Raw genomic sequence first — 21174 nt, forward strand, 5'->3', positions numbered from 1 at the left:
TCATGACTGAATCAATCATTGGCGCCGGCCCTCGTCGCATCGACGGTCGTCGCAAGGTCTCTGGCGAGGCGATGTACGCCTCCGACCACCACCTGAAAAACATGGCCTACGGGTACGGCGTATTCAGCACCATCGCCAGCGGCAAGATCACTGGCCTGGACCTGGATGCCGCGCGCAAATCGCCGGGCGTGCTGGACATCTTTCACCACGGCAACTTCCCCGCGCTGTATCACAACTCTGCGCTACCGATGTCGTTCGCGAAGATTCTTACAGCGGCAAAATCGGACGAAAGCCGCCTGCCGTTCGAAGACGAAACCGTGTATTACGCGGGCCAATTCGTTGCCCTGGTAGTGGCCGATACCTTCGAGCACGCGCGGGCCGCGGCATACAAAATCAACGTCAGCTATAGCAAGACCAACGCCGTCGCCAATCTTGAGCAGGGCATGAAAGCCGGCGCCTTGCAGGACGGCAGCCCCGGTCACAAACGCGGCGACGCGGGCGCGGCATTTACCGCCGCCAGCCACAGCATCGACGCGACCTACACCACCCCGGTCGAAACTCACAACCCGATGGAAATGCACGCCACCGTCGCCAGTTGGGAAGACGGCCGATTGATCGTCTATGAGGCGTCCCAAGGTGTGGTTGCCCATCGCAACTCACTGGCAAAAATCTTCGGACTGGTGCCGGAAAAGGTCGAAGTGCGGGCGCCGTTCATTGGCTCAGGCTTTGGCAGTAAATTGTGGATCTGGCCGCATTCGGTCGCCGCCTGTGGCGCCGCCAAAGTGCTTGGCCGCCCGGTGCAACTGGTGGTGCCGCGTCAGCAAATGTTTTCCACCACCGGCCATCGCCCGGAAACCCAGCAACGCCTGCGCCTGGCCACCGATGACAAAGGCAAGCTGGTGTCGGTGAGTCACGAGTCGATCAACACCACCTCCTTCACCGATCCGTACAAAGAAAATTGCGGCACCTCGACCAAGAGCCTTTATAGCTGCCCGAATGTGTTGGTCAGCCACAAGATCATTGAGGTCAATCGCGGCACGCCAACCTCCATGCGCGCACCAGGCGCGGCGCCGGGCCTGTTCGCTCTCGAATCGGCGATGGACGAAATGGCCGACGAACTGGGCATGGACCCGCTGGCATTTCGTAAGCTCAACGTCGCTGATCGCGATGAGAGCCAGAACCTGCCGTGGTCCAGCAACCATTTGCAGGAGTGCATCGATAAGGCCGCCCAGCAGTTCGGCTGGAGCAAGCGCAACCCAACGCCAGGCTCGATGAAGGACGGCACCGAAATCATCGGTTACGGCATGGCTGCGTGTAACTGGGATGCCTACCGCACGCCAGCCGAGGCGCAGGTGTCGTTACGGGCGGACGGCACGGCGTATGCGATCTGCGGCGTGCAGGATATCGGCACCGGCACTTACACCATCATCGCGCAAGTGGTGAGTAGCATCACTGGCATCGACCTGGACAAGATCGAGGTCGAACTGGGGAATTCGTCGTTCCCTCCGGCGCCCGTGTCAGGTGGTTCGTGGGCCACGGCCAGCGTGTTGCCGGCGATTGCCGAAGCCACGCGTCAGGCTATCGAACAGTTGAAAGCTTTTTCGGCAGCGCCCAAAGGCGTGCTGGCGGGAACCAAGGCGGAGGAAATCACCTTCGAACAAGGTCAGCTAAAGGGCGCAGGGAAATCCTTCGGCATCGTCGAGGTGCTCAGGGCGCAAAAGCAGTCCAGCGCCTTCGGTGAAGCGAAGACCGGCATGAACGACACCACCAAGCATTCGTTCCGCTCCTTCGGCGTGCATTTTGTCGAAGTGCGCTGGGACCCGGGTATTTCGCGCTTGCGCGTGTCCCGTGTGGTCAGTGCGATTGACGTGGGCAAGGTGATCAACGACAAGACCTCGCGCAATCAGGTCGAGGGCGCGATTGTGATGGGCGTCGGCATGGCGCTGTTTGAAGGCACCGACTACGACGAACGTAACGGTATGCCGGTCAACGACAACTACGCTGAATACGTGGTCCCGGTGCATGCCGACCAGCCAGAAATCGAGGTCATCCTGTTGGATTACCCGGACTTGGCGCTCAACGAGTTTGGCGCCAGAGGCATCGGTGAAATCGGCATCACCGGGTTGGCGGCAGCGGTGGCCAACGCGGTGGCCCACGCGACCGGCAAGCGGATTCGGAGTTTGCCGATCACGCTGGACAAGCTGATGGATCTGCCGCGAACCATGAGTGCGTGAAGCACCCAGCCCCTTGTAGGAGCTGACGAGCACCGCGAGGCTGCGAAGCGGTGTGTCAGACGAATTGCATCGCAGCCTCGCGGTGCTCGTCAGCGCCTACATTGGATCTTCATTTACTTTGTAAAACCTGACGCAACCCGGTCCTGCGATGCGTTTTATCGACCACCATTAATTCAGGCCTGGTTGGTTTGAGTCACTGGCTGAACACCGGCAACAGGCCTTTCTGGTACTTTCTTCATAACCTTCCCTGGCCCCAGATAAATCCCCAGCACCCCACCCGCCAACAACGCCCCCGCCACCATCAGCAACGCATAGTCATAGTTGTCTGTGACGTCTTTCATCCAGCCCATGACCGGCGGCAAACCGAGGCCGGCCAGGTTGGCGATGGAGTTGATCAGCGCAATCGATACGGCCGCCGCGGGGCCAGACAGATACTCCGTGGTAGTGGCCCAGAACACCGGCGTCGCCGCCCAGTTCAGGCCGACCGCCAGCACCAGCAGCCCGTACGCCAGCCACGTATTGCCGCTGAACACCGCCACTGCCAAAAGCACTCCCGCCGCCAGCAGCGGAACACCCAAGTGTCGACCGCGTTCGCCGGTTTTATCGGAGTGACGGCCATTGAAATACATCAGCACACAGGCCACCAGAAACGGCAGCGCCGACATGACACTCACCGTGAAAGAACCCTGTTTAGAGACCGACTGCACGATCAGCGGCAGGAACAGCGTGATACCAATGGTGCCGAACGCTTGCAGCAACCAGAACAGACTGAGCAGCCAGACCCGACGATTGCGGAACGCCACATGCCAGGCGTCGTGATGGGAAATCGCAGTGCCGGCCTGCTCCTGAGTCATGGTGCGGCTCAGCCATCTTTTCTGATCGGGATTGAGCCAGTGGGTCTTTTCAGGATCGTCGGGCAAATACTTCAGCACCACGATGCCAAGGATTGCGGCAGGAATACCTTCCAGCAGGAACAGCCAGCGCCAGCCGCTGACCCCGAAAAAGCCATCCATGTGCAAAAACGCACCCGACAGCGGCAAGCCGATCACCGACGCCAGCGCCGCGCCGATATAGAAGAACGACATCGCTCGCGCCCGATCACTGCGCGGGTACCACTGGGACAAATAGTAAATGATGCCCGGTGTGAATCCGGCTTCCGCGGCGCCCAGCAGCAGGCGCATCACGTACAGCTGATTAGCGCTTTGCACCAGACTCATGCCCGCCGCGACGATCCCCCAAGTGATCATGATCCGCGCGATCCAACGCCGCGCGCCGACTTTGGTGAGGATCAGGCTACTGGGCACTTCGAGCAGAATATAAGTGAGGAAGAACAGCCCGACGCCGATGCCGTACATGCGCGCAGTCAGGCTCAGTTCTGCGTTCATCTGCAGGGCTGCGACAGAGATATTGGATTTGTCGATGTAGGCAACCATGTACAGCAGCATCAGAAACGGGATCAGTTTCAGATTGAGCCGACTGATAGTGCTGGCACGCAGAGTTGCCTCGATGGAGTTGGACATGGAACGCCCTCTTATTATCTTTATTGTCGCAAGCGCAGGCGCAGGGTCTGGCGAACGCTTGTCACGGTATCCGTGGAAAGACCATAAACGAGGGTCTGGCTCTATTCAATATATGATTTTATATCCCTATATATGGGACACAAGCGGTGCTGACCACCGGTTTTTTTCCCTTTTATCAGCAGTTGCTGACGGGTTTGTCATGAAGCTAGCCAGACATTGGGGTGTAAGCTTTGCGGACAATGACCACTCAGGGACTGCTCCAGCGATGAAACCGACGATAAGCAAACGAGTGCGTGACACCCTTTTGATCTCAAGCCTGCTCGCCAGCGCCTTAGTGATGGCTGGTCCTTCACAAGCGCAGGATGCACCGCCAACTCGTGTCAGAGGAGCGATCACCGCACTGGAGGGTGACTTGATGCGGGTTCACACCAGAGGCGGTGAGGATCTGGAAGTCAATCTCAGCAAAGATACGCTGGTGCGAGGAGTGACCTTGGGCGAGGTGTCGCAAATCAAACCCGGCAGCTACATCGGCTCAGCGGCGGTACCTTTGCCGGACGGCACGCTGAAGGCGCTGGAAATTCATGTCTTCCCGCCCGAACTGGCTGGCACCGGCGACGGCCATCGCGCCTTCGATCTGGGCAAGGACAGCACCATGACCAACGGCTCGGTGGGCGATCTGGTCACCAGCAACGGTCGCACCATCACCGTGAACTACAAGGGCGGTCAGAAGAAGATCGTCATTCCGGATGACGTGCCGATCGTCAACCTGGTGCCGGGAGATCGCACGCTGCTCAAGCCTGGGGTGAAGATCGTGATGCAGGCGCAGAAGGTAGCTGACGGTTCGTTTAGCGCGCTGTCGATTTCTGCAGGTGAAAACGGCGTGACGCCACCCATGTAAGGCCGGAGTTCTCAAGCCATAAAAAAACCGGCTGATGCGCCGGTTTTTTCGCTGTCGGGATTAGCCGTTACAAGCAGGTCGCAACTACCGCGCCCCGTTGTTCTTTGACAGAGGCATCCGGCTTTGCATAGAAACTGATATGGGTCGAAGTGCCTTTGCCCACGACGTCCGCGAAATACACGCCTTCGGTGGTGTATACCGTGAAATCACCCGGTCCATTGGTTTTCTGGAACACATCGGCCACATCGCCGAATATACGCACATCCCCCCACGTGACCTTGATGCACTCAGCCACGGCAGCGGCAGGTTTGCGGCTTGAATATTCCTGAACAGGCCCGGCCGAGCGGGTCTGACTTAAACTCATGCAACCTGTCAACAGCATCAATGCTGCTACTCCCGCCCACTGTTTCATGTCAGTCCTTGCCGTAAAAAAGGGAGCGATCTTAGCAGCAAGGCTGAAGGCGCGCTCATTCGCGCGTCGGCCCTGCCGGCTGTTCCGATAATCAGTCATCGAGCGCTGGTGCGGGTGCGGCCGGTGCTGCGCCCTTCACGGCTTTGCCCGGTTTGCCGGCTGGTGCGGCTTTGGGTTCGGCGGCGGCTGGAGCGGGCGCTGCGGCGGCGGCTTCTTTCTCAGCCATCGGCATTTGATCGATGGTGCCGAAGATTTCTTTCGGATCGATCGGCCCGGAATGGTCGATTTTCTTCTCGCCGTCTTTGCCTACCAGGATCACCTGCGCTTGAGTCTGCGGCTTAACCCCAAGCTTGAGCTCACGGATCAGCGCCATGGTGCTCTGGGCGTCCATGTCTTTGCCGTTGCGTTGGCCGATGGTATTGATGATGGTGTAGAGCACCATGTCGCGCTTGACGAAGGCTTCACGGTTGGCGGGTTCTTCGAGGTTCTTTTTCAGGCTTACCAGCGTCGGGTCCACCGTGCTGGAAGCGATGATGATCAGCGGACGCGTCTTGCCACGCTCTTGGGCCAATGGGGTATCGCTGTCGGCTGCCAGTAATGGAGCGCTGACTGCGAACAGGACGGCAAGGGTCAGTGACCGAGTAAACATACACACCTCCTTTGGATTTCCATGCACTGATGATCGCGCATCGTGGCAAAAGGTCCAGCGTGCATTTCAAATAATCCGGTTTTTTCAAGATCGTCGCGATTGCGTTTCGCAACCTGAACCCCGATTCCGGCGCCATGCGCTATAGTGCGCGGCGCACACGAAGGGCGCGGTGACGCGCACTCGGTGCAGGTCAATCCTCAACTGTTTTCAGGAGAATGAAGTGGGGCTGAAAAAGTCATCAATCGAATTGAAGCGCGACCTATACGGCGTCGCCGGCAACCTGGAACGCACGGCGGGCGAAGTCAGCCGCTTGGCCGAACGCGTCAAGGACGTGGACGTGGTTGCAGTCCTGCATCTGATGAATCAGCTGTACAAGGACGCGGACAAACTCAAGGCCTACGCTGACGAGGTCAAAGCGGGCCGGATTCAGCGCGGCAAGGCCGAGTAATACAGCGAGGGGTAGATATCCGGCTCACAGGAATGTGAGCGGATTGGCTGTATCCCAGATACAAAAAAGGCCCACCTTTCGGTGAGCCTTTCTAGACCGCCAGCAGTAGCGGATTTTGTTTGGTAGGCGCGATCAGACTCGAACTGACGACCCCCACCATGTCAAGGTGGTGCTCTAACCAACTGAGCTACGCGCCTGCTGTGGGTCGGCATTCTACGGATATTAAGAAGTGTGTCAACGTCTTTTTCGCGCACTAAGCCTATGAATATGCGAATTTTTTCGAGTGCTTCACCCGGTGTCCTAGAGTGCGCTGAACCACCGGGCAGCAGCGCGATGTTTGTACGCGTCAGCCCCCTCCTATACTCCTGATACCGAGCTGAGCTACGCACACCTTTTCCCACGTGCGCAGCTTGCGCAGGTCGGGTGGCGCTTTCCTTGCAGCAAGGAACTGACGGCCATCACAGCGCGTGCATGGGAGGATTCTTGTGAACACCCGCGTGATCATTGTCTTGTTACTGATACTGACGGGTTGCGCCTCCACGCACCCTCCCCCGGCCGCGCCCGTGAAGGTTTCGCCATTCACCTGGCGGCAAATCGATCAGCAGATTTTTATCGCCTCCCAAGAGGCGATGGACCCAGTCAAACGTTATGCCATGCAATCGATGGATGCCTGGATGGATCAGGTGTATCAGCGCACAGAAGCCGAGTTCATTCCTTGGTTCACCGGTTACTGGACCCAACAGTGGCTGACATTGAAAGTCACCTGGTACAAGGTCAGCGGCGGCAAAGAGGCCCTGACACCCGCGCAACGGCTTGATGCCTACCTGCAGGATCAGTACCACGAACAAGTGCTTGAACCTGTAGCCAAAAACATTGACCCGGACGCGATCATGGCCAAAGCCACGCGTTACTACGTTAAGCTTATGGGCGAGCGGATTCAGAGCTTTTCCCTGCGTTTCAATGTCCCGGCCGAGCAACTCGACGAACATCTCAGGCACATCCCCGCCATAGGCTTGAGCGCTGCCGGCAACGCCAACGCCACCGCCTCACTCTACACATTGATTCACGCCCAGCCGCTGGAAGAATTGCCCGCCTACCTCGCGCTGATTGATCACGTGCATCGCGCTGCGGGAGGCTCGGTGGCGACAGACCCTGGCATTTCTTCGATTGCCATTCATTCCAGCGAGAAACTTGAAGCCAGCCTCGCCCCACGCGGGATCGCCAGCGCCGTGGCGGCTGCAGTCGGTCGAGTGGCGGGGCTGGCTATCTCGGTCGGCATGGCCGGATTTGGCGCGATCACCCACCAAAGCGAACACGCCGAAATGGAGGACCAACTGCGGCAAAGCCTGTATGCGGCATTGTCCGAGAAGAAACGCCGCCTGATCGAAGAACAACAAACCGGTGTGTTGGCCGGGGCCTATTACTTGTCCAGCCAAATCGAAGGGCGCCTTGGCGACGCGGAAATCTTTACCCCGGCAGGCGAAAATGCTTTGGACGCTTTTTAGCGATAGCTGCACGAACAGACAGGATCGAACGGGATTGAGCCGTTCGTCGCCAGCATCGCACCAATGATGGTAAGAAAGGGCCAAAAGTCAGGTAAAGACCTTACAAAAAGGAGAGTCATGTAATGAACAAATTATTGGCCGCCTGTGCGCTCACAGTCCTGTGTTGCGCCGCATCTGTCACTGCCATTGCAGGTGTGAACGCGCCGACTTCACCGACAATGGGCGCGCCAGCGTCGCAAACCGGTGCCGATCCGCGCACTCAAGGCAATGACACGAGCCGAGGGGGCATACAGGCAGGCGGCGACAGCACCGGAGCTGGCACCGGCCTTGGGACCGGCTCGATGAGCAACGGCACCGGAAGCGGCAACAACGCTGGCGGCTCGGGCAGCACAGATTCGAAAAGCAGTGGATCGAGCGGATCTTCCGGCTCGGGTGTAGGTGGCGCTGGGGGCTGATCCCAAAGCGCTGCAATCGAAAGCCTGGCCTCGCGCCGGGCTTTTTTGTGCACAAAAAAAGGCGACCCTTTCAGGTCGCCTTTCTGTACCACCAGCAGAGTGGATTTTGTTTGGTAGGCGCGATCAGACTCGAACTGACGACCCCCACCATGTCAAGGTGGTGCTCTAACCAACTGAGCTACGCGCCTGCTGTGGGGCCGCATCCTACCGGCGGCAGTTTTTTTGTCAATCAGTATTTAGCTGTAACCCCCTGAATCGGCACTGTTTTTTATAAAGTCCCCAAAGCGCTGCATTGGCGCACCTGGCTGGTCGCAAGATTTCTTCTCAGGTACGATCGGCGCATTCGTAAAAAATATAAAACGGGGTTTCAGGATGGCGAACACTGCATATCCAGCGTCTTATTACGCGGCATCAGCAAACGCTGCGCCGGTCCGACCCGCGTTGCAGGGCGAGGTGCAGACTGATGTGTGCATCATTGGCGCCGGCTACACCGGGCTGTCCAGTGCCCTGTTTCTTCTCGAAGCTGGCTTCAGCGTCACCGTACTGGAAGCGGCCAGAGTCGGGTTCGGCGCGTCGGGTCGTAACGGCGGGCAGATCGTCAACAGCTACAGCCGTGATATCGACGTCATCGAACGCTCGGTTGGCCCCAAGCAAGCGCAACTGCTGGGTGAGATGGCGTTTGAGGGCGCCGGCATCATTCGTGAGCGCGTGGCGAAATACCAGATTCAGTGTGATTTGAAAGACGGCGGCGTGTTCGCAGCGCTGACCCCCAAACAAATGGGCCATCTGGAAGGGCAGAAAAAGCTATGGGAGCGTTACGGCCACACGCAACTTGAACTGCTGGATCAGCGCCGCATTCGCGAAGTCGTGAGCTGCGAGCAGTACATCGGCGGCCTGCTGGACATGAGTGGCGGGCACATCCACCCGCTCAATCTGGCTTTGGGCGAAGCTGCGGCGGTGGAATCTCTGGGCGGCGTGGTTCATGAACAATCGGCGGCCATCCGCATTGAGCGTGGCGCCAACCCGGTGGTTCACACCGATCAAGGTCGGGTGCGAGCGAAGTTCGTCATCGTCGCCGGCAACGCTTATCTGGGCAATCTTGTTCCTGAACTGGCCGCTAAATCGATGCCGTGCGGCAGCCAGGTGATCACGACCGAACCATTGAGCGAGGCGCTGGCTAACAGCTTGCTACCCCAGGATTACTGCGTCGAAGACTGTAACTATTTGCTGGACTATTACCGCCTCACAGCCGAAAAACGCCTGATTTTCGGCGGCGGCGTGGTGTACGGCGCGCGGGATCCGGCAAATATCGAATCGATCATCCGACCGAAGATGCTCAAGGCCTTCCCGCAGCTCAAGGACGTGAAAATCGATTACGCATGGACCGGTAATTTCCTGCTGACCCTATCGCGTCTACCGCAAGTGGGTCGCTTGGGTGACAACATTTATTACTCACAAGGCTGCAGCGGCCACGGCGTGACATACACCCACTTGGCCGGCAAGGTTCTGGCTCAGGCCTTACGCGGTCAGGCTGAACGTTTCGATGCCTTTGCCAGCCTGCCGCACTACCCATTCCCCGGTGGTCAGCTGCTGCGCACGCCGCTCACCGCCCTGGGCGCCTGGTATTACAGCCTGCGGGACAAACTGGGTTTTTAAGGCCTTTGAAACGCAAAAACGGCGCCAGTAAGGACGCCGTTTTTTTCCAACCAAGTTCACTAGCGGGCGTTATTGACCGCCTTCACCGCCTCGCCAGCTGCCTGCTCCTGTCCGGCCTGAGCCAGCGCGTCGGCAGCCTTGAGCCAGCGTTCGCGATCAACCTGGGCCGGGACCTGACGCGGGCCCTGGACCAGAATCGCCCAGCTGCCGGCGTTATTCCACGCCGACGTGAACTCATCGAAACTCATCAGCATCCGGCGGTTTTGCCCAGCGTGCAGGACCACTGTGCGCTTGCGCTGATTGAACCCGATCAAGATGCCGTAGCGCGGTTGTTTCCACCACACCGAACCTTCGGAAAACCGCACCATCACCGGGAACCCTGCCGAGACCTGCGCCAGCAGCGCCGGCAGCGAGTCATCCAGCGGGTAAACCACAAAGCCGTATTCGCGCGCCAGATTCGGCATGCTTTGATCAAGTTTTGCTTCGCCGCCCGGCAATTTCAGCGGCTTCTCGACCAGCCCGGGGGTAATTTGCACACTGCGCGCCGCCAACATGCCCGCCAGCGCACCAGGAGCGCTCTGATATTCGTCACCCCGGAAGAACGGCACCGAATTGAGTTCCACCCGGTCCGGCAAGCGTTTGTACTCAGGCTCAACGTTGGTCGCGCAGCCGGCGAGCGCCATCACGACAGCCAGCGCCCAGGCCTTTCGTTGCAGGCCAGCGGCAAGAAATCCAGATAATCCCGACACGTCATCACTCACTTTACGACCAGTTGTATGAACGTCGGGCAACCCGCCACCCGATCTGGAGGCCGATCATAGAGCCGCCCGTCGATTCGGTATAGCGCCAATACGCAGTGAACGGCGAGCGATAGAACAAAACGGTCATGCCAATCAGCCATTGGTCAATTTTCCGCAACATAGCCCGGACTAGACTGTCGGTTACTAAGATGAAGGAAAGGCAAAGGCGCCGGAGGGACGTATGAGTCTCGGAATGATTATCGTGATGTTGGTCTTGGGTTGGCTTGCCGTAGCGGGGGCCATGTTGTGGGGCGTGCTGAGGATTTCTCGCCGCCATCATCCGCATCATCAAAGCAGCGCCGTGCCGCCTGCTTCGTTGAATCTCGGGAAAAACGAATCCGTGCCGCTGCATTGAGCTCAAATGCAATGCTGGCTGACGTCAGGTAATACACAACAAAAAACGGTCGGTGATGGTTTCCCATCCCGACCGTTTTGTTTACGTCTATGAATCAGACCTTATGCGCGGCTTTTTCTTCAGCCAGGCTTTTTTGCCTGGAGCGTCGGGCCAGCACGTTCAGCACCTCAATCAAGGCCGAGAACGCCATCGCTGCATACACGTAGCCTTTGGGTACATGGGCGCCGAAGCCTTCAGCGATCAGCGTCATACCGATCATGATCAAGAAGCCCAGCGCCAGCATCACCACCGTCGGGTTGTCGTTGATGAACTTGGCCAACGGCTCCGACGCCACCAGCATCACCACCACGGCGGCGACTACCGCGATCACCATGATCGGCAAGTGCTCGGTCATGCCTACCGCAGTGACGATACTGTCGATGGAGAACACCAGGTCCAGCATCAGAATCTGACCAATCGCAGCGGCCATACCCAGCGTGACAGTCGAGGACAACGTCTTCTCTTCTTCAGTCTTGATATCGACGCTGTGGTGGATCTCGGTCGTGGCCTTCCAGAGCAGGAACAGACCACCGGCGATCAGGATCATGTCTTTCCAGGAGAAGGCCTGGCCAAAGACTTCGATTACCGGAGCCGTCAATTGGACGATCCAGGCCACGGTGCTGAGTAAGCCCAGACGCAGGATCAGCGCCATGCTGATACCGATGCGCCGCGCCTTGGTGCGCTGATGCACCGGCAGCTTGTTGGTGAGAATCGAGATAAAGATCAGGTTGTCGATACCCAGCACGATTTCCATCACCACCAGGGTCGCCAACGCTACCCATGCGGCGGGGCTTGCAGCCAGTTCCAGAAGATATTCCATACGCAAATAGCCTTGATCGGTCCAATGAGATAGCGCGCATTCTAATGAGGCAAACACTTCAGGAAAATTCGTATTTTTAAGCGCTATACTTCGGTTTTCACGAAGTGAACGCGCTTATGCTCAATTACCGACAGCTGCATTACTTCTGGGTTGTAGCCAAAACCGGCAGCATCGTGCGCGCCTGCGAACAGCTGAACCTTACCCCGCAAACCATCAGCGGCCAAATCAGCCTGCTGGAGCAGACCTTCGGCGTGGATCTTTTCAAGCGCGTCGGTCGTCAACTGGAGCTGACCGAAGCCGGCCGCGTCGCCCTGCCCTACGCCGAGCAGATGTTTCAATTGGGGGACGAACTGGAGGCCTTGCTGCGCACGCAACCCGATGAACAGCAGATTCTGTTTCGGGTAGGCGTCGCCGATGTGGTGCCCAAATCCATCGTCTACCGCTTGATCGCCCCGACCATGGAGCTGAGTGAACCCATGCGCATTACCTGCCGCGAGGACCAACTGGAGCGTTTGCTGGCGGACCTTGCGATCCAGCGCCTGGATCTGGTGATTTCCGACAGCCCTATGCCCTCGCACCTGGACATCAAGGGCTACAGCCAGAAGCTTGGCGAATGCGGCGTGAGCTTCTTCGCCACCAAAGCCCTGGCGCAGAAGTACGGGCAAGACTTCCCGCAGGGCATGCAAGGCGCGCCGCTGCTGATTCCCGGTCAGTTGACGGTATTGCGCAGTCGTCTGATGCGTTGGTTCGCGGAGCAGAAAATTCAGCCCAAGATTGTGGGCGAATTCGATGACAGCGCGTTAATGAAGGCGTTTGGCAAGTCAGGGAGCGGGATTTTTATGGCGCCCAGCGTGATTGCCGACGAAGTAATGGCGCAGTACGACGTCGTAATGATCGGCCAGACCGATGCAGTGACCGAATCGTTTTACGCGATTTCGGTCGAGCGCAAGGTCAAGCACCCCGGCATTGTGGCGATCACCGAAGGCGCTAGACGGGAGCTGTTTACTGACTGATCAGCCGTCAGTCAGATTAGAACGAACCCATGTAATCGCGCTTGCCGATTTCCACGCCGCCATGACGCAACAGGTCATAGGCAGTGGTTACGTGGAAGAAGAATTGCGGCAGTGCGTAATGCAGCAGATAAGCCTGGGCCTTGAGGTGTTTCTCGTTCGGTGTGCCTGGACGCAGCACGATGTCGAGTTCTTCGTTGCCGTCGATCTGCTCCGGCGTGACGCTGCCGATGAATGCCAAAACCTTGGCCAACAGCGCTTGCAGATCGGCGAAGGAGGCTTCGGTGTCCTCGTATTTCGGGATTTCGATGCCGGCAAGACGTGCAGTGGCGCCTTTGGAGAAATCGACGGCAATTTGAACCTGACGAATCAGCGGCAGCATGTCCGGATAAAGACGCGATTGCAGGAGTGCGTCAGGCTGGATTTTTTTCTCGGTGGCGTGGGCTTCGGCCTTGGCCAGAACAGCACCCAGAGAGGTGAGCATTTGCTTGAAGACAGGAATGGAAGCGGCGTACAGGGAGATGGTCATAACGGTTCCTGGTGTGATGAGTCGCAAGAATGAGCACGTCGAACATGCGAACGCGGCTTGTCTTTTACATCATCGTGCCCCTACCCTCATAGCCTTTTCAACGTCCAGGGAATGCGCCATGTCCAACGAGCCAAATCCAGAGAATGCCGCAGACGATGAAGGCAAGCTGCAACTCAACAGCACGGAGGTGAGAATCCTCGGTTGTCTGATAGAGAAGCAGGCGACCAACCCTGAAACCTATCCGCTGACCGTTAACGCGCTGGTGCTGGCCTGCAACCAGAAAACCAGCCGCGAGCCGGTGATGAACCTGACCCAAGGCCAGGTCGGACAAGCGTTACGGGCTCTCGAAGGCCATCAATTGACCCGTCTGGTGATGGGCAGCCGCGCTGATCGCTGGGAGCATCGCGTCGACAAAACGCTGGAGCTGGTGCCAGCACAGGCCATCCTCAGTGGACTACTGTTTTTGCGCGGCCCGCAGACTGTCAATGAACTGCTGACCCGCAGCAACCGCATGCACGAATTCGAAGATGCCGATCAGGTCGTTCACCAGCTCGAACGCCTGATTGGCCGGGGGTTTGCCGTATTGATTCCCAAACAGGCCGGGCAGCGTGAGGACCGTTACATGCACGCGCTGGGCGATCCGGCGGACATGGAAGCTATTTTGGCCGCGCGGCAGAGCCCATCCTCCGAGCGCTCTTCTGGTGGCTCGGCGACTTCAGAACGAATCGACGAGCTCGAAGCGCGGGTGGCGGCATTGGAAGAGCGGTTGGCCAAACTGGAGCGCTGATCAATCCAAACAACCCCATTCTGTAGGAGCCAACTTGTTGGCGAGCACCCTTACGCGGTGAGACAGATATATCGGCTCGCGAACAAGTTCGCTCCTACAGGTTTTGCGTTTTTTTCAACTGATGAAGACGCCCGGGATCATCGTGGGAGCGGACCTGTCCGCGAAGAGGCCCTTACGGTCCACCCATCTTCAGCGCTGAAAGAACAGCCTTCGCGGGCATGCGCGCTCCCACAGATACACGCCGTCAGTTGCCCCGCGCGAACGCTGCCGCTGCTTGATATTGCTCATCGGTCGGCGTCACGCCGGTGTACAGAATGAACTGCTCCAGTGCCTGAATCGCCGCAACCTGGTCCCCTGTGATCACGCGCTTGCCGAGCGCTTCTGCCTGCACAATGAAAGGCGTACGTGCTGGGCTTGCAACGACATCAAACGCCGTATCAGCTGCCTCGATTGCCGCCTTGTCGAAGGCCAGTTCGTCAGCTTGCGCGCCGATCATCCCCAACGGCGTGACGTTAACCAACAACGGTACCCGCTCGCTCCCCAGTTCTGCCTGCCACTCAAAACCTGCGCTTTTTGCCAGCGCCCGTCCTGCAGCCTCGTTACGGGCCACGATCAGGCCATCGGTAAACCCTGCATCACGCAGCGCAAACGCCACGGCTTTCGCCATGCCACCGCTGCCTCGCAGGGCAAAGCGGGTGCGCGGCAGATCATGGGTGTCGACCAATTGGGCCACCGCGATGTAATCGGTGTTATAGGCCTTGAGATGACCGTCGGTATTGACGATGGTGTTGATTGATTCTATCGCTGCAGCGGACGCGTCCATTTCATCGATCAGCGCGATGCACGCCTCTTTGAACGGCATCGAAACAGCAGAACCGCGAATACCCAGCGAGCGCATCCCGGCAATGGCGGCGGGCAAGTCCGTTGGAGCAAAGGCTTTGTAATAGAAGTTCAGACCCAGTTGCTCATAGAGATGGTTATGAAAGCGCACGCCGAAGTTACCGGGGCGTCCGGCGAGGGACATGCACAACAACGTCTCTTTGCTTGCAGTGATGGGCATTGAAATCTCCTGAACGGTATTAGATATACATCGGGATAAAGGCGTAATATCAGCGAGCTGCTTGAAGAGCGGCTGATTTGTCATTAAAGAGCGCCAAATACCTTACACAAAATTTACGCAGCGGCTGCGCAGATTTTCAAAAAGTCGCTGTCTGATCAGTTATCCCGTGGCAGAACCTGAGCGTAACGCAGGCTCGCGACAACGGGACTGAACACCGAGGAACAGTCATGATTCGTCACATTCCCAAGGTTGCCTTGTTGTTAGGTGCCCTAGCCCTTGCAGGCCAAGCTCAAGCCCACGGCGGTGGCGGCGGCCCAGGCTGGGGTGGAGCGGCGGTTGTAGGTGCAGTGGTCGGTGGCGTTGTAGGCGCAGCGGTTGCCAACTCGGGTCCACGGACCGTCTACGTGCAACAACAGCCGGTGTATGCGCCAGCACCTGTTTACTACGCGCCGCCACCACCGCCGGTTTATTACCAGCCAGCGTATGTGGTTCAACAACCGGTCTATTACGGTCCGCCTCGTTACTACGGCCCTCCACGTGGCTACTACGGCCCTCCGCACGGTTATTACCAGGGTGGCGGCGGTCCAGGCCGCTGGTGATAAGGATGGCATCGATATCGGCAGCCTCTGACCGATAATCGCCAGTACCCAACCCCGCCCGCCCGGCGGGGTTGTCGTTTAAGTTACCGGGTAATGGAAGTGACGGCTGTGCCACGTGCAAACGACGACGATCAAGGTCGTCTACAGAACAGCAGCACACTGTCGAAGAATTCATCCTTGTTGCACCTGCGCTCTTTGCGCCCTGCCTTGACCTTCATTTCCAATCAATAAGAACGGGGACGCCCGCCATGCCTACGCAGAATCCACATCGCGCCACCGGTTTGTGTACCTCCAGCAAGGTCTACAACGTGCTGACCGAACTCAAAAGTCTGGAGGGCCATCGCGCCGCCAAGCTCGTCTCGTTACTGGCACAAAATCTGGTCGATAAGGGTCTGATATCCGAGCATGAAGTGGTCGCGATGCTTGATCAGGTCGTCGACTAAACGCCTCGAAGGCTGCAGGGCAGATGAACGTCGCCCCTTCAATCATCAATGACGACTATCGAGAGCAGTGATTTCTGCTGGCGGCGGCAGCCCCGTAAAGTAGCGCCATAGATTGATGGAGGCACTTATGAATCAAGTCCAAATCATGTCGGTAGTCGGCAGCGCAGTCCCTGCTCAGTTGAGAGAACAGGGTTTGTTGGCCTGCTGGTACCTGGTTCACAACGGTGAACCGGTCAGCGGCCCACTGGCTTCACTGCCCGACGCTCAAGCCATGTCCCAGCGATTGCTGACGCGCCACCTCAACAGCTGATCCCGAATTTGCTCTTCCCTGAAATCGTGCGTTGCTCCGCACTTCCCTTTAGCCCGCCTCCCCCGAAGCGGGCTTTTTTTTGCCGGAAGTACAAGGTTCGCTTCAGACGCGCTCGGCCAGCGCCGCATTCACCTGACAGCGATGCGCCAGTTTTTGCAGGCGCTTTTCCAGTGCCATCAGCACCACACGGTCCGAGCGGCCGCTTTCCATTTCGTCTGCCAGATCGTTGGCGACCAATCGCAGTTCGTGGGCGATGACGACGCGGTCGTCGTTCTGATCGAGCTTGTGCGACTCAAACAGACGGTGCAGGTAGTCTTCCAGGGTGCGTTGCAGGCGATGACGGTCGGCGGCGCGCAGGTGCAACAGATTGATCATGACCTTGGCGAGCGTCTCGTTCAGCTCGCCGCACAGGTATTGCAGGCGGCGGGCGTAGCCGGTCTCGCGATCGCGGACCAGCTTCTGCTGCGCCGCCAGGTTTTGCGCGTTCTGGATTGCCGGGACAGCCACCGCCATCATCAGGCCAACAATCAAGCCAATCGCCTGAATCCACCCCGCCCAATCAGCGGGCCTTGCGAGAAAACCGGCGGCCAGCAAGAGCACTGCAACCACGACGGCGACGAACACCAGTGCGGCGTATTCCTTGCTGATAAAACCCTTGGGCATTGCGCGACTCCTGATCAGTTCGGCGTTAAGCATTCTATGGCGTCGAATGCTAATAGCTGGCCGCCAGGACTTCCACGAATATCGACAGCAAACTGGCAATCAGAAGAATGCTGTCTGAATACTGTCGACAACTCATTCTTCCTACTTTTATTAACGAAACCTCCTACGAACCCCATCGACATCCTCTGAAGCATGCTCCTAAAATGCGCAAATATTAAAAGTCCTGAAAAACCCACGCTTTGCAGCGTATTCCACCTATAAGTGAGCTTTGCTCTTGAAAATTCGCGTATCACTAATAAGCCTATTATTTGCATTTACAGGCGCCGCACTTTCCAACAGTGCCCTTGCGAACGAACCTGCTGCCTTTAACCGCGATCCATCGCAACTTCATCTGGCATCGGGCAGCGCCATGATCACTGACCTGCGCACCGGCCAAGTGCTCTATTCCAGCAACCCGGATGTGATCGTGCCAATCGCATCGGTGACCAAGTTGATGACCGCCATGGTCACGCTGGACGCCAAGTTACCGATGGACGAGATGATCAAAGTCGACATCTCCCAGACCGCTGAAATGAAAGGCGTGTTCTCCCGAGTCAAACTGGGCAGCGAACTCAATCGCCACGACATGCTGCTGATCACTTTGATGTCCTCGGAAAACCGCGCGGCCGCAAGCCTGGCCCACAGTTATCCGGGCGGCTATCCGGCGTTCATCCGCGCGATGAATGCCAAAGCCAAAGCCTTGGGCATGGCGCACACGGTGTACATGGAGCCGACTGGCCTGTCGGTATTCAACGTCTCCACCGCCCGCGACCTGACCAAACTGGCACTGGCGGCGCGCAACTACCCGATGCTGAGCGAGCTGAGCACCACCCCGGAAAAGACCGTCACCTTCCGTAAACCGACTTACGTGCTGGGCTTCAGCAATACCGATCATTTGGTGCGCAAGTCCAACTGGGACATCAAGCTGACCAAAACCGGCTTCACCAATCAGGCCGGTCACTGTCTGGTGCTGCTCACCAGCATGGCCAATCGTCAGGTGTCGGTGGTGATTCTCGATGCGTTCGGCAAATTCACTCACTTCGCCGACGCCAGCCGCATGCGCTTGTGGATGGAAACCGGCAAAAGCGGCCCGGCTCCAGAAGTCGCGCTGCAGTACAAAAAAGACAAGAATCTGGTGATGAGGCAGAAAGGTTTGCAGGCGTCGGATTGATGCCGCTTACCGAGGCCGAGCAGCCTCGGGACAAGCCGCCCCTCCTGTAGGAGTGAGCTTGCTCGCGATTCGTATGTCCAGACACCACATATGTCGCCTGGAAAACCGATCGCGAGCAAGCTCACTCCTACAGGTCCATCACATTCTGCCGATCGTGTCACTGATTCAGTGGTTCGTCCGCGCCATCCGCTTGAGCCCCAGCACCATCGCCACCCCCAGCCCGGCCATGCCCACCAGCAGCGCCGGGTAACTGATCCACCAGGGGATCGGTGTGGTCATCATGCTGAACTCCGACATCCCGCCAATCCCCGCCAGCAGGTTCAGTGGCAGAAACACCACGTTGATCAACGTCAGCTTGCGCAGCAGGTTATTGGTGTTGTTATTGACCAGATTGCCCCGCGCATCCATCAGGCTGGCGAATACCGTGGAGTAGATCTGCGCCTGTTTGTGGCACTGCTCGTTCTCGATGATCATGTCTTCGATCAGCGCCAGGCTGTCCGCGCCGTACTGGTGCTTGTGCGCGTGATTGCGCAGCCGGGTCAGCACCGAGCCGTTGCTGTCGATGGCGTTGATGTAATACACCAGGCTTTCGCTCAAGTTGAACATCTGCACCAGATGGCGGCTGTCCATCGAGGCATTGAACTGCTGTTGCAGTTCGCGGGCGATCATCTTGATCACCTTCAGGTGCCCCAGATAGTGATGAATGTTGTTGAACAACAGCTCCAGCAGCACATCCAGTACCTGGGTCATCGGCCGATGCAGGCCCAGGTCTGCCAATTGCTTATCGTCGGGACACAGCAGGACCATCTGGTCCTGTGTCAGCAGCAGCCCGAACGATGAGACATCGAACGAGAAGCTGTCATGCCCGGAGTAGTTCTCCGGGCGCTTCCAGATCAGAAACAACGCATTGGGATGAAACTCGATGCGCGAGACCTCGTCCGGATCAAGTGCCGATGCCAGCGCATGATCGTCCAGATGAAAGCGCTCGAGCAGCAACGCTTTTTCAGCGGCATCCGGCTGGCTGAACCACAACACACTGGCCTCTTGCTCGGGGCATGCCAGCAACCTGCCCGCTTGCAGTCGATGTCCTTGGATCAAGGCATCACCACGCCTGGCCGCGACGTTTGATATCAAGGCGGCGGATGAATTCCTCCAGCACCAACGCGTACAAATCGTCCTGCAACCAGGCGTCCTCGATTCCGGCGTCCAGGTTGGGGTTGTCATTGACCTCGATCACCACCACCCGATCACCCGATTGCTTGAGGTCAACGCCGTACAGCCCGTCGCCGATCAGATTGGCAGTCTTCACCGCCAGCTCTACTACCGCACGCGGTGCGTCGTGCACCGCCAGAGTTCGACACTCACCGTTGATCTCTGCGCCTTGGGCCTTGTGGTTGTAAATCTGCCAATGACCCTTGGACATGAAGTACTGACAGGCAAACACCGGCTTGCGATTGAGCACGCCAATGCGCCAGTCGTACTCGGTGTAGAGAAACTCCTGGGCCAATAGCAAGACCGAATGCTCGAACAGCTCACGCGCGGCGACCTGCAAATCCTCGGTGTTGTGCACCTTGATCACCCCTTTGGAAAAACAGCCGTCGGGGATTTTCAGCACCAGCGGAAAGCCCAGACGCGTGGCGACATGCTCAAGGTCTTCGGGGCGGTCCTTGTACAGGATTTCAGTCGCTGGCATGCCCAGCCCGTGGCTCTTGAGCAGGTCTGTCAGGTAAACCTTGTTGGTGCAGCGCAGGATCGATGCCGGATCGTCCATGACCACCAGCCCCTCGCTCTCGGCTTTCTTGGCAAACCGATAGGTGTGGTTGTCGACGCTGGTGGTTTCACGAATGAGCAGCGCGTCGTACTCGGCCAGCCGCGAGTAGTCCTTCTTTTCAATCAGTTCGACATCCACGCCCATGCGCCGGCCAACGCGGATGAAGTTTTCCAGGGCTTTGGCATTGGATGGCGGCAGCGCCTCTTGCGGATCATGGAGGATCGCCATGTCGTAGCGAAACTCCCGGCGCGAACGCGGCTGACGCCAGATCTTGCGGCTGAAGCGGTCCAGGGATTCAGCGAACTGGTCCTGCTGATGATCGCGCAGACGGGTCAGCGCGCCGGTCTTGACCCCTTCGATGCGCCAAGTGTCGCGTTTGCGAAACTCAACCAACAGAATCGGCGCCGGAAACGCTTCAAACAATTGCCGCGCCAGATCTTGCAAGGGCACCAGATCGGTCTGGCCGAAATACAGCGTCAGCGTGAAGCCCTCGGTTTCGTCATACGGATGGTCGCGCAAGGCGTGCTCAAGGCTTTTGTCCAAGTCATCCAAAGCCAGGCCGTACAAGGATTTACGTGTCAATTCGCTGATGGTTTTCACCGAAGGGATGACATTGTGCCCCCGTGCTTCGGCGAGCAGCGAGCAGTAATAACCATGCCCGAGGTATCGATAGCTGCGGCACAAGTTGATCACCTGAACGCGTTTGCCAGCGGAGCCTTCCAGCGGTTTTTCCAGATAATCCTGAGCACTGATCAAATCTTCGCTGGGCAAGTACGAGGCCCAGTCTTCCAGCCGCTCCACCACAATGACTAGCTGACTTTGCGTGGACGCTCTTTGCGAGGAGAGTGGCCGCAGCGATTCAATATTTATGTTTGCCGAACGTCCAGGTTGTGTTGATACTTCATCCGTCTTCACCGGCACCGCATTCATGAGTCGTGATCCTTCGGGAAACAAGTCCTTTCTATAAAACATGGCTTTGTAGAAATGTCCCGTTTCGTTAC

23 protein-coding genes and 2 tRNA genes are annotated in these 21174 nt (G+C 57.9%); 13 read left to right on the forward strand and 12 right to left on the reverse strand.

The features are described from left to right. Window positions 1-2 precede the first annotated feature (2 nt). Entirely contained in the window at window positions 3-2234 is a 2232-nt protein-coding gene (locus ACWKWM_RS22335) for a xanthine dehydrogenase family protein molybdopterin-binding subunit (protein ID WP_483848228.1), read from the forward strand. A 173-nt stretch (window positions 2235-2407) separates the two neighbouring features. Here ACWKWM_RS22335 and ACWKWM_RS22340 read toward each other — a convergent pair whose 3' ends face one another. Next, window positions 2408-3754, reverse strand: a complete 1347-nt coding sequence (locus ACWKWM_RS22340) for an MFS transporter (RefSeq protein ID WP_483848229.1) — start codon at window positions 3752-3754, stop codon at window positions 2408-2410. A gap of 265 nt (window positions 3755-4019) precedes the next feature. Between ACWKWM_RS22340 and ACWKWM_RS22345 the strand changes: the two genes are divergently transcribed. Further along, window positions 4020-4652: a hypothetical protein gene (locus ACWKWM_RS22345; RefSeq protein WP_483848362.1), complete on the forward strand. Its 633-nt coding sequence runs from the start codon at window positions 4020-4022 to the stop codon at window positions 4650-4652. A 67-nt stretch (window positions 4653-4719) separates the two neighbouring features. Here the strand turns inward: ACWKWM_RS22345 and ACWKWM_RS22350 are convergent, their stop codons facing one another. Together ACWKWM_RS22350 and ACWKWM_RS22355 are read right to left on the reverse strand one after the other, a co-directional pair. Beyond that, complete coding sequence (locus ACWKWM_RS22350; protein WP_483848230.1) at window positions 4720-5016, reverse strand: 2-oxoacid ferredoxin oxidoreductase; 297 nt, start codon at window positions 5014-5016, stop codon at window positions 4720-4722. Between the two features lie 139 nt (window positions 5017-5155). Further along, the gene (locus ACWKWM_RS22355) at window positions 5156-5713 is read right to left on the reverse strand and encodes a DUF4174 domain-containing protein (RefSeq protein WP_483848231.1); all 558 of its coding nucleotides are present in this window, start codon (window positions 5711-5713) and stop codon (window positions 5156-5158) included. A gap of 220 nt (window positions 5714-5933) precedes the next feature. On the opposite strand from ACWKWM_RS22355, the gene ACWKWM_RS22360 reads away from it, so the two are divergent. After that, entirely contained in the window at window positions 5934-6161 is a 228-nt protein-coding gene (locus tag ACWKWM_RS22360) for a hypothetical protein (RefSeq protein WP_483848232.1), read from the forward strand. A gap of 120 nt (window positions 6162-6281) precedes the next feature. Here ACWKWM_RS22360 and ACWKWM_RS22365 read toward each other — a convergent pair. Next, a tRNA-Val gene (locus ACWKWM_RS22365) sits at window positions 6282-6358 on the reverse strand. 288 nt (window positions 6359-6646) lie between these two features. Here ACWKWM_RS22365 and ACWKWM_RS22370 point away from each other — a divergent pair. After that, complete coding sequence (locus ACWKWM_RS22370) at window positions 6647-7666, forward strand: hypothetical protein (RefSeq protein WP_483848233.1); 1020 nt, start codon at window positions 6647-6649, stop codon at window positions 7664-7666. A 122-nt stretch (window positions 7667-7788) separates the two neighbouring features. Beyond that, window positions 7789-8121: a hypothetical protein gene (locus ACWKWM_RS22375; RefSeq protein ID WP_483848234.1), complete on the forward strand. Its 333-nt coding sequence runs from the start codon at window positions 7789-7791 to the stop codon at window positions 8119-8121. Between the two features lie 111 nt (window positions 8122-8232). Here the strand turns inward: ACWKWM_RS22375 and ACWKWM_RS22380 are convergent. Next, window positions 8233-8309, reverse strand: a tRNA-Val gene (locus ACWKWM_RS22380). A gap of 184 nt (window positions 8310-8493) precedes the next feature. On the opposite strand from ACWKWM_RS22380, the gene ACWKWM_RS22385 reads away from it, so the two are divergent. Further along, window positions 8494-9777, forward strand: coding sequence for an NAD(P)/FAD-dependent oxidoreductase (locus ACWKWM_RS22385; protein ID WP_483848235.1), 1284 nt, complete (start codon window positions 8494-8496; stop codon window positions 9775-9777). 59 nt (window positions 9778-9836) lie between these two features. Here ACWKWM_RS22385 and ACWKWM_RS22390 read toward each other — a convergent pair whose 3' ends face one another. After that, window positions 9837-10460 carry a peptidase C39 family protein gene (locus ACWKWM_RS22390; RefSeq protein ID WP_483848363.1) on the reverse strand — a complete coding sequence of 208 codons (624 nt, stop codon included), beginning with the start codon at window positions 10458-10460 and terminating at the stop codon, window positions 9837-9839. 298 nt (window positions 10461-10758) lie between these two features. Here ACWKWM_RS22390 and ACWKWM_RS22395 point away from each other — a divergent pair, with 298 nt between their 5' ends. Continuing rightward, window positions 10759-10932, forward strand: a complete 174-nt coding sequence (locus tag ACWKWM_RS22395) for a hypothetical protein (RefSeq protein ID WP_483848236.1) — start codon at window positions 10759-10761, stop codon at window positions 10930-10932. 94 nt (window positions 10933-11026) lie between these two features. On the opposite strand, the gene ACWKWM_RS22400 is transcribed toward ACWKWM_RS22395, so the two are convergent. Continuing rightward, window positions 11027-11791, reverse strand: coding sequence for a TerC family protein (locus ACWKWM_RS22400; RefSeq protein ID WP_483848237.1), 765 nt, complete (start codon window positions 11789-11791; stop codon window positions 11027-11029). Between the two features lie 116 nt (window positions 11792-11907). Here ACWKWM_RS22400 and nhaR point away from each other — a divergent pair, with 116 nt between their 5' ends. Continuing rightward, window positions 11908-12804: a transcriptional activator NhaR gene (gene nhaR, locus ACWKWM_RS22405; RefSeq protein ID WP_483848238.1), complete on the forward strand. Its 897-nt coding sequence runs from the start codon at window positions 11908-11910 to the stop codon at window positions 12802-12804. A 16-nt stretch (window positions 12805-12820) separates the two neighbouring features. Here the strand turns inward: nhaR and ACWKWM_RS22410 are convergent, their stop codons facing one another. Further along, window positions 12821-13330 (reverse strand): DUF1993 domain-containing protein, encoded by a 510-nt coding sequence (locus ACWKWM_RS22410; protein WP_483848239.1) that lies wholly within the window; start codon window positions 13328-13330, stop codon window positions 12821-12823. Window positions 13331-13448: 118 nt separating this feature from the next. Between ACWKWM_RS22410 and ACWKWM_RS22415 the strand changes: the two genes are divergently transcribed. Next, entirely contained in the window at window positions 13449-14117 is a 669-nt protein-coding gene (locus tag ACWKWM_RS22415) for a YceH family protein (RefSeq protein ID WP_483848240.1), read from the forward strand. Window positions 14118-14361: 244 nt separating this feature from the next. Here the strand turns inward: ACWKWM_RS22415 and ACWKWM_RS22420 are convergent, their stop codons facing one another. Continuing rightward, the gene (locus tag ACWKWM_RS22420; RefSeq protein ID WP_483848241.1) at window positions 14362-15177 is read right to left on the reverse strand and encodes a shikimate 5-dehydrogenase; all 816 of its coding nucleotides are present in this window, start codon (window positions 15175-15177) and stop codon (window positions 14362-14364) included. A 227-nt stretch (window positions 15178-15404) separates the two neighbouring features. Between ACWKWM_RS22420 and ACWKWM_RS22425 the strand changes: the two genes are divergently transcribed. The 3 genes from ACWKWM_RS22425 (at window position 15405) to ACWKWM_RS22435 (ending at window position 16529) form a co-directional block, all read left to right on the forward strand. Beyond that, on the forward strand, window positions 15405-15776 hold the full coding sequence (locus tag ACWKWM_RS22425; protein WP_483839142.1) for a hypothetical protein: 372 nt from the start codon (window positions 15405-15407) through the stop codon (window positions 15774-15776). A 248-nt stretch (window positions 15777-16024) separates the two neighbouring features. Further along, window positions 16025-16219: a hypothetical protein gene (locus ACWKWM_RS22430; RefSeq protein WP_483848242.1), complete on the forward strand. Its 195-nt coding sequence runs from the start codon at window positions 16025-16027 to the stop codon at window positions 16217-16219. Window positions 16220-16346: 127 nt separating this feature from the next. Further along, window positions 16347-16529 (forward strand): hypothetical protein, encoded by a 183-nt coding sequence (locus ACWKWM_RS22435; protein WP_483848243.1) that lies wholly within the window; start codon window positions 16347-16349, stop codon window positions 16527-16529. Window positions 16530-16631: 102 nt separating this feature from the next. On the opposite strand, the gene ACWKWM_RS22440 is transcribed toward ACWKWM_RS22435, so the two are convergent. Continuing rightward, window positions 16632-17192, reverse strand: a complete 561-nt coding sequence (locus tag ACWKWM_RS22440) for a hypothetical protein (RefSeq protein WP_483848244.1) — start codon at window positions 17190-17192, stop codon at window positions 16632-16634. Window positions 17193-17466: 274 nt separating this feature from the next. On the opposite strand from ACWKWM_RS22440, the gene pbpG reads away from it, so the two are divergent. Further along, window positions 17467-18402, forward strand: a complete 936-nt coding sequence (gene pbpG / locus ACWKWM_RS22445) for a D-alanyl-D-alanine endopeptidase (RefSeq protein ID WP_483848245.1) — start codon at window positions 17467-17469, stop codon at window positions 18400-18402. 165 nt (window positions 18403-18567) lie between these two features. Here pbpG and ACWKWM_RS22450 read toward each other — a convergent pair whose 3' ends face one another. Continuing rightward, on the reverse strand, window positions 18568-19500 hold the full coding sequence (locus ACWKWM_RS22450; RefSeq protein WP_483848246.1) for a magnesium transporter CorA family protein: 933 nt from the start codon (window positions 19498-19500) through the stop codon (window positions 18568-18570). 4 nt (window positions 19501-19504) lie between these two features. Then, a complete protein-coding gene (locus tag ACWKWM_RS22455; RefSeq protein WP_483848247.1) occupies window positions 19505-21103 on the reverse strand; it encodes a RimK family protein in 1599 nt (532 codons plus the stop codon). Between the last annotated feature and the right edge of the window lie 71 nt (window positions 21104-21174).

Source organism: Pseudomonas rosaeacicularis, from assembly GCF_057128745.1.

Excerpts from the sequence above, each read along its gene's own strand:
- ACWKWM_RS22400 (WP_483848237.1), bottom strand. The coding sequence starts at position 11,791 with ATGGAATATCTTCTGGAACTGGCTGCAAGCCCCGCCGCATGGGTAGCG.
- ACWKWM_RS22355 (WP_483848231.1), bottom strand. The coding sequence starts at position 5,713 with ATGTTTACTCGGTCACTGACCCTTGCCGTCCTGTTCGCAGTCAGCGCT.
- ACWKWM_RS22375 (WP_483848234.1), top strand. The coding sequence starts at position 7,789 with ATGAACAAATTATTGGCCGCCTGTGCGCTCACAGTCCTGTGTTGCGCC.
- ACWKWM_RS22415 (WP_483848240.1), top strand. The coding sequence starts at position 13,449 with ATGTCCAACGAGCCAAATCCAGAGAATGCCGCAGACGATGAAGGCAAG.
- ACWKWM_RS22350 (WP_483848230.1), bottom strand. The coding sequence starts at position 5,016 with ATGAGTTTAAGTCAGACCCGCTCGGCCGGGCCTGTTCAGGAATATTCA.
- ACWKWM_RS22410 (WP_483848239.1), bottom strand. The coding sequence starts at position 13,330 with ATGACCATCTCCCTGTACGCCGCTTCCATTCCTGTCTTCAAGCAAATG.
- ACWKWM_RS22420 (WP_483848241.1), bottom strand. The coding sequence starts at position 15,177 with ATGCCCATCACTGCAAGCAAAGAGACGTTGTTGTGCATGTCCCTCGCC.
- ACWKWM_RS22455 (WP_483848247.1), bottom strand. The coding sequence starts at position 21,103 with ATGAATGCGGTGCCGGTGAAGACGGATGAAGTATCAACACAACCTGGA.
- ACWKWM_RS22430 (WP_483848242.1), top strand. The coding sequence starts at position 16,025 with ATGCCTACGCAGAATCCACATCGCGCCACCGGTTTGTGTACCTCCAGC.
- ACWKWM_RS22435 (WP_483848243.1), top strand. The coding sequence starts at position 16,347 with ATGAATCAAGTCCAAATCATGTCGGTAGTCGGCAGCGCAGTCCCTGCT.
- ACWKWM_RS22440 (WP_483848244.1), bottom strand. The coding sequence starts at position 17,192 with ATGCCCAAGGGTTTTATCAGCAAGGAATACGCCGCACTGGTGTTCGTC.
- ACWKWM_RS22385 (WP_483848235.1), top strand. The coding sequence starts at position 8,494 with ATGGCGAACACTGCATATCCAGCGTCTTATTACGCGGCATCAGCAAAC.
- ACWKWM_RS22395 (WP_483848236.1), top strand. The coding sequence starts at position 10,759 with ATGAGTCTCGGAATGATTATCGTGATGTTGGTCTTGGGTTGGCTTGCC.
- ACWKWM_RS22390 (WP_483848363.1), bottom strand. The coding sequence starts at position 10,460 with ATGGCGCTCGCCGGCTGCGCGACCAACGTTGAGCCTGAGTACAAACGC.
- nhaR (WP_483848238.1), top strand. The coding sequence starts at position 11,908 with ATGCTCAATTACCGACAGCTGCATTACTTCTGGGTTGTAGCCAAAACC.
- ACWKWM_RS22335 (WP_483848228.1), top strand. The coding sequence starts at position 3 with ATGACTGAATCAATCATTGGCGCCGGCCCTCGTCGCATCGACGGTCGT.
- ACWKWM_RS22345 (WP_483848362.1), top strand. The coding sequence starts at position 4,020 with ATGAAACCGACGATAAGCAAACGAGTGCGTGACACCCTTTTGATCTCA.
- ACWKWM_RS22340 (WP_483848229.1), bottom strand. The coding sequence starts at position 3,754 with ATGTCCAACTCCATCGAGGCAACTCTGCGTGCCAGCACTATCAGTCGG.
- ACWKWM_RS22425 (WP_483839142.1), top strand. The coding sequence starts at position 15,405 with ATGATTCGTCACATTCCCAAGGTTGCCTTGTTGTTAGGTGCCCTAGCC.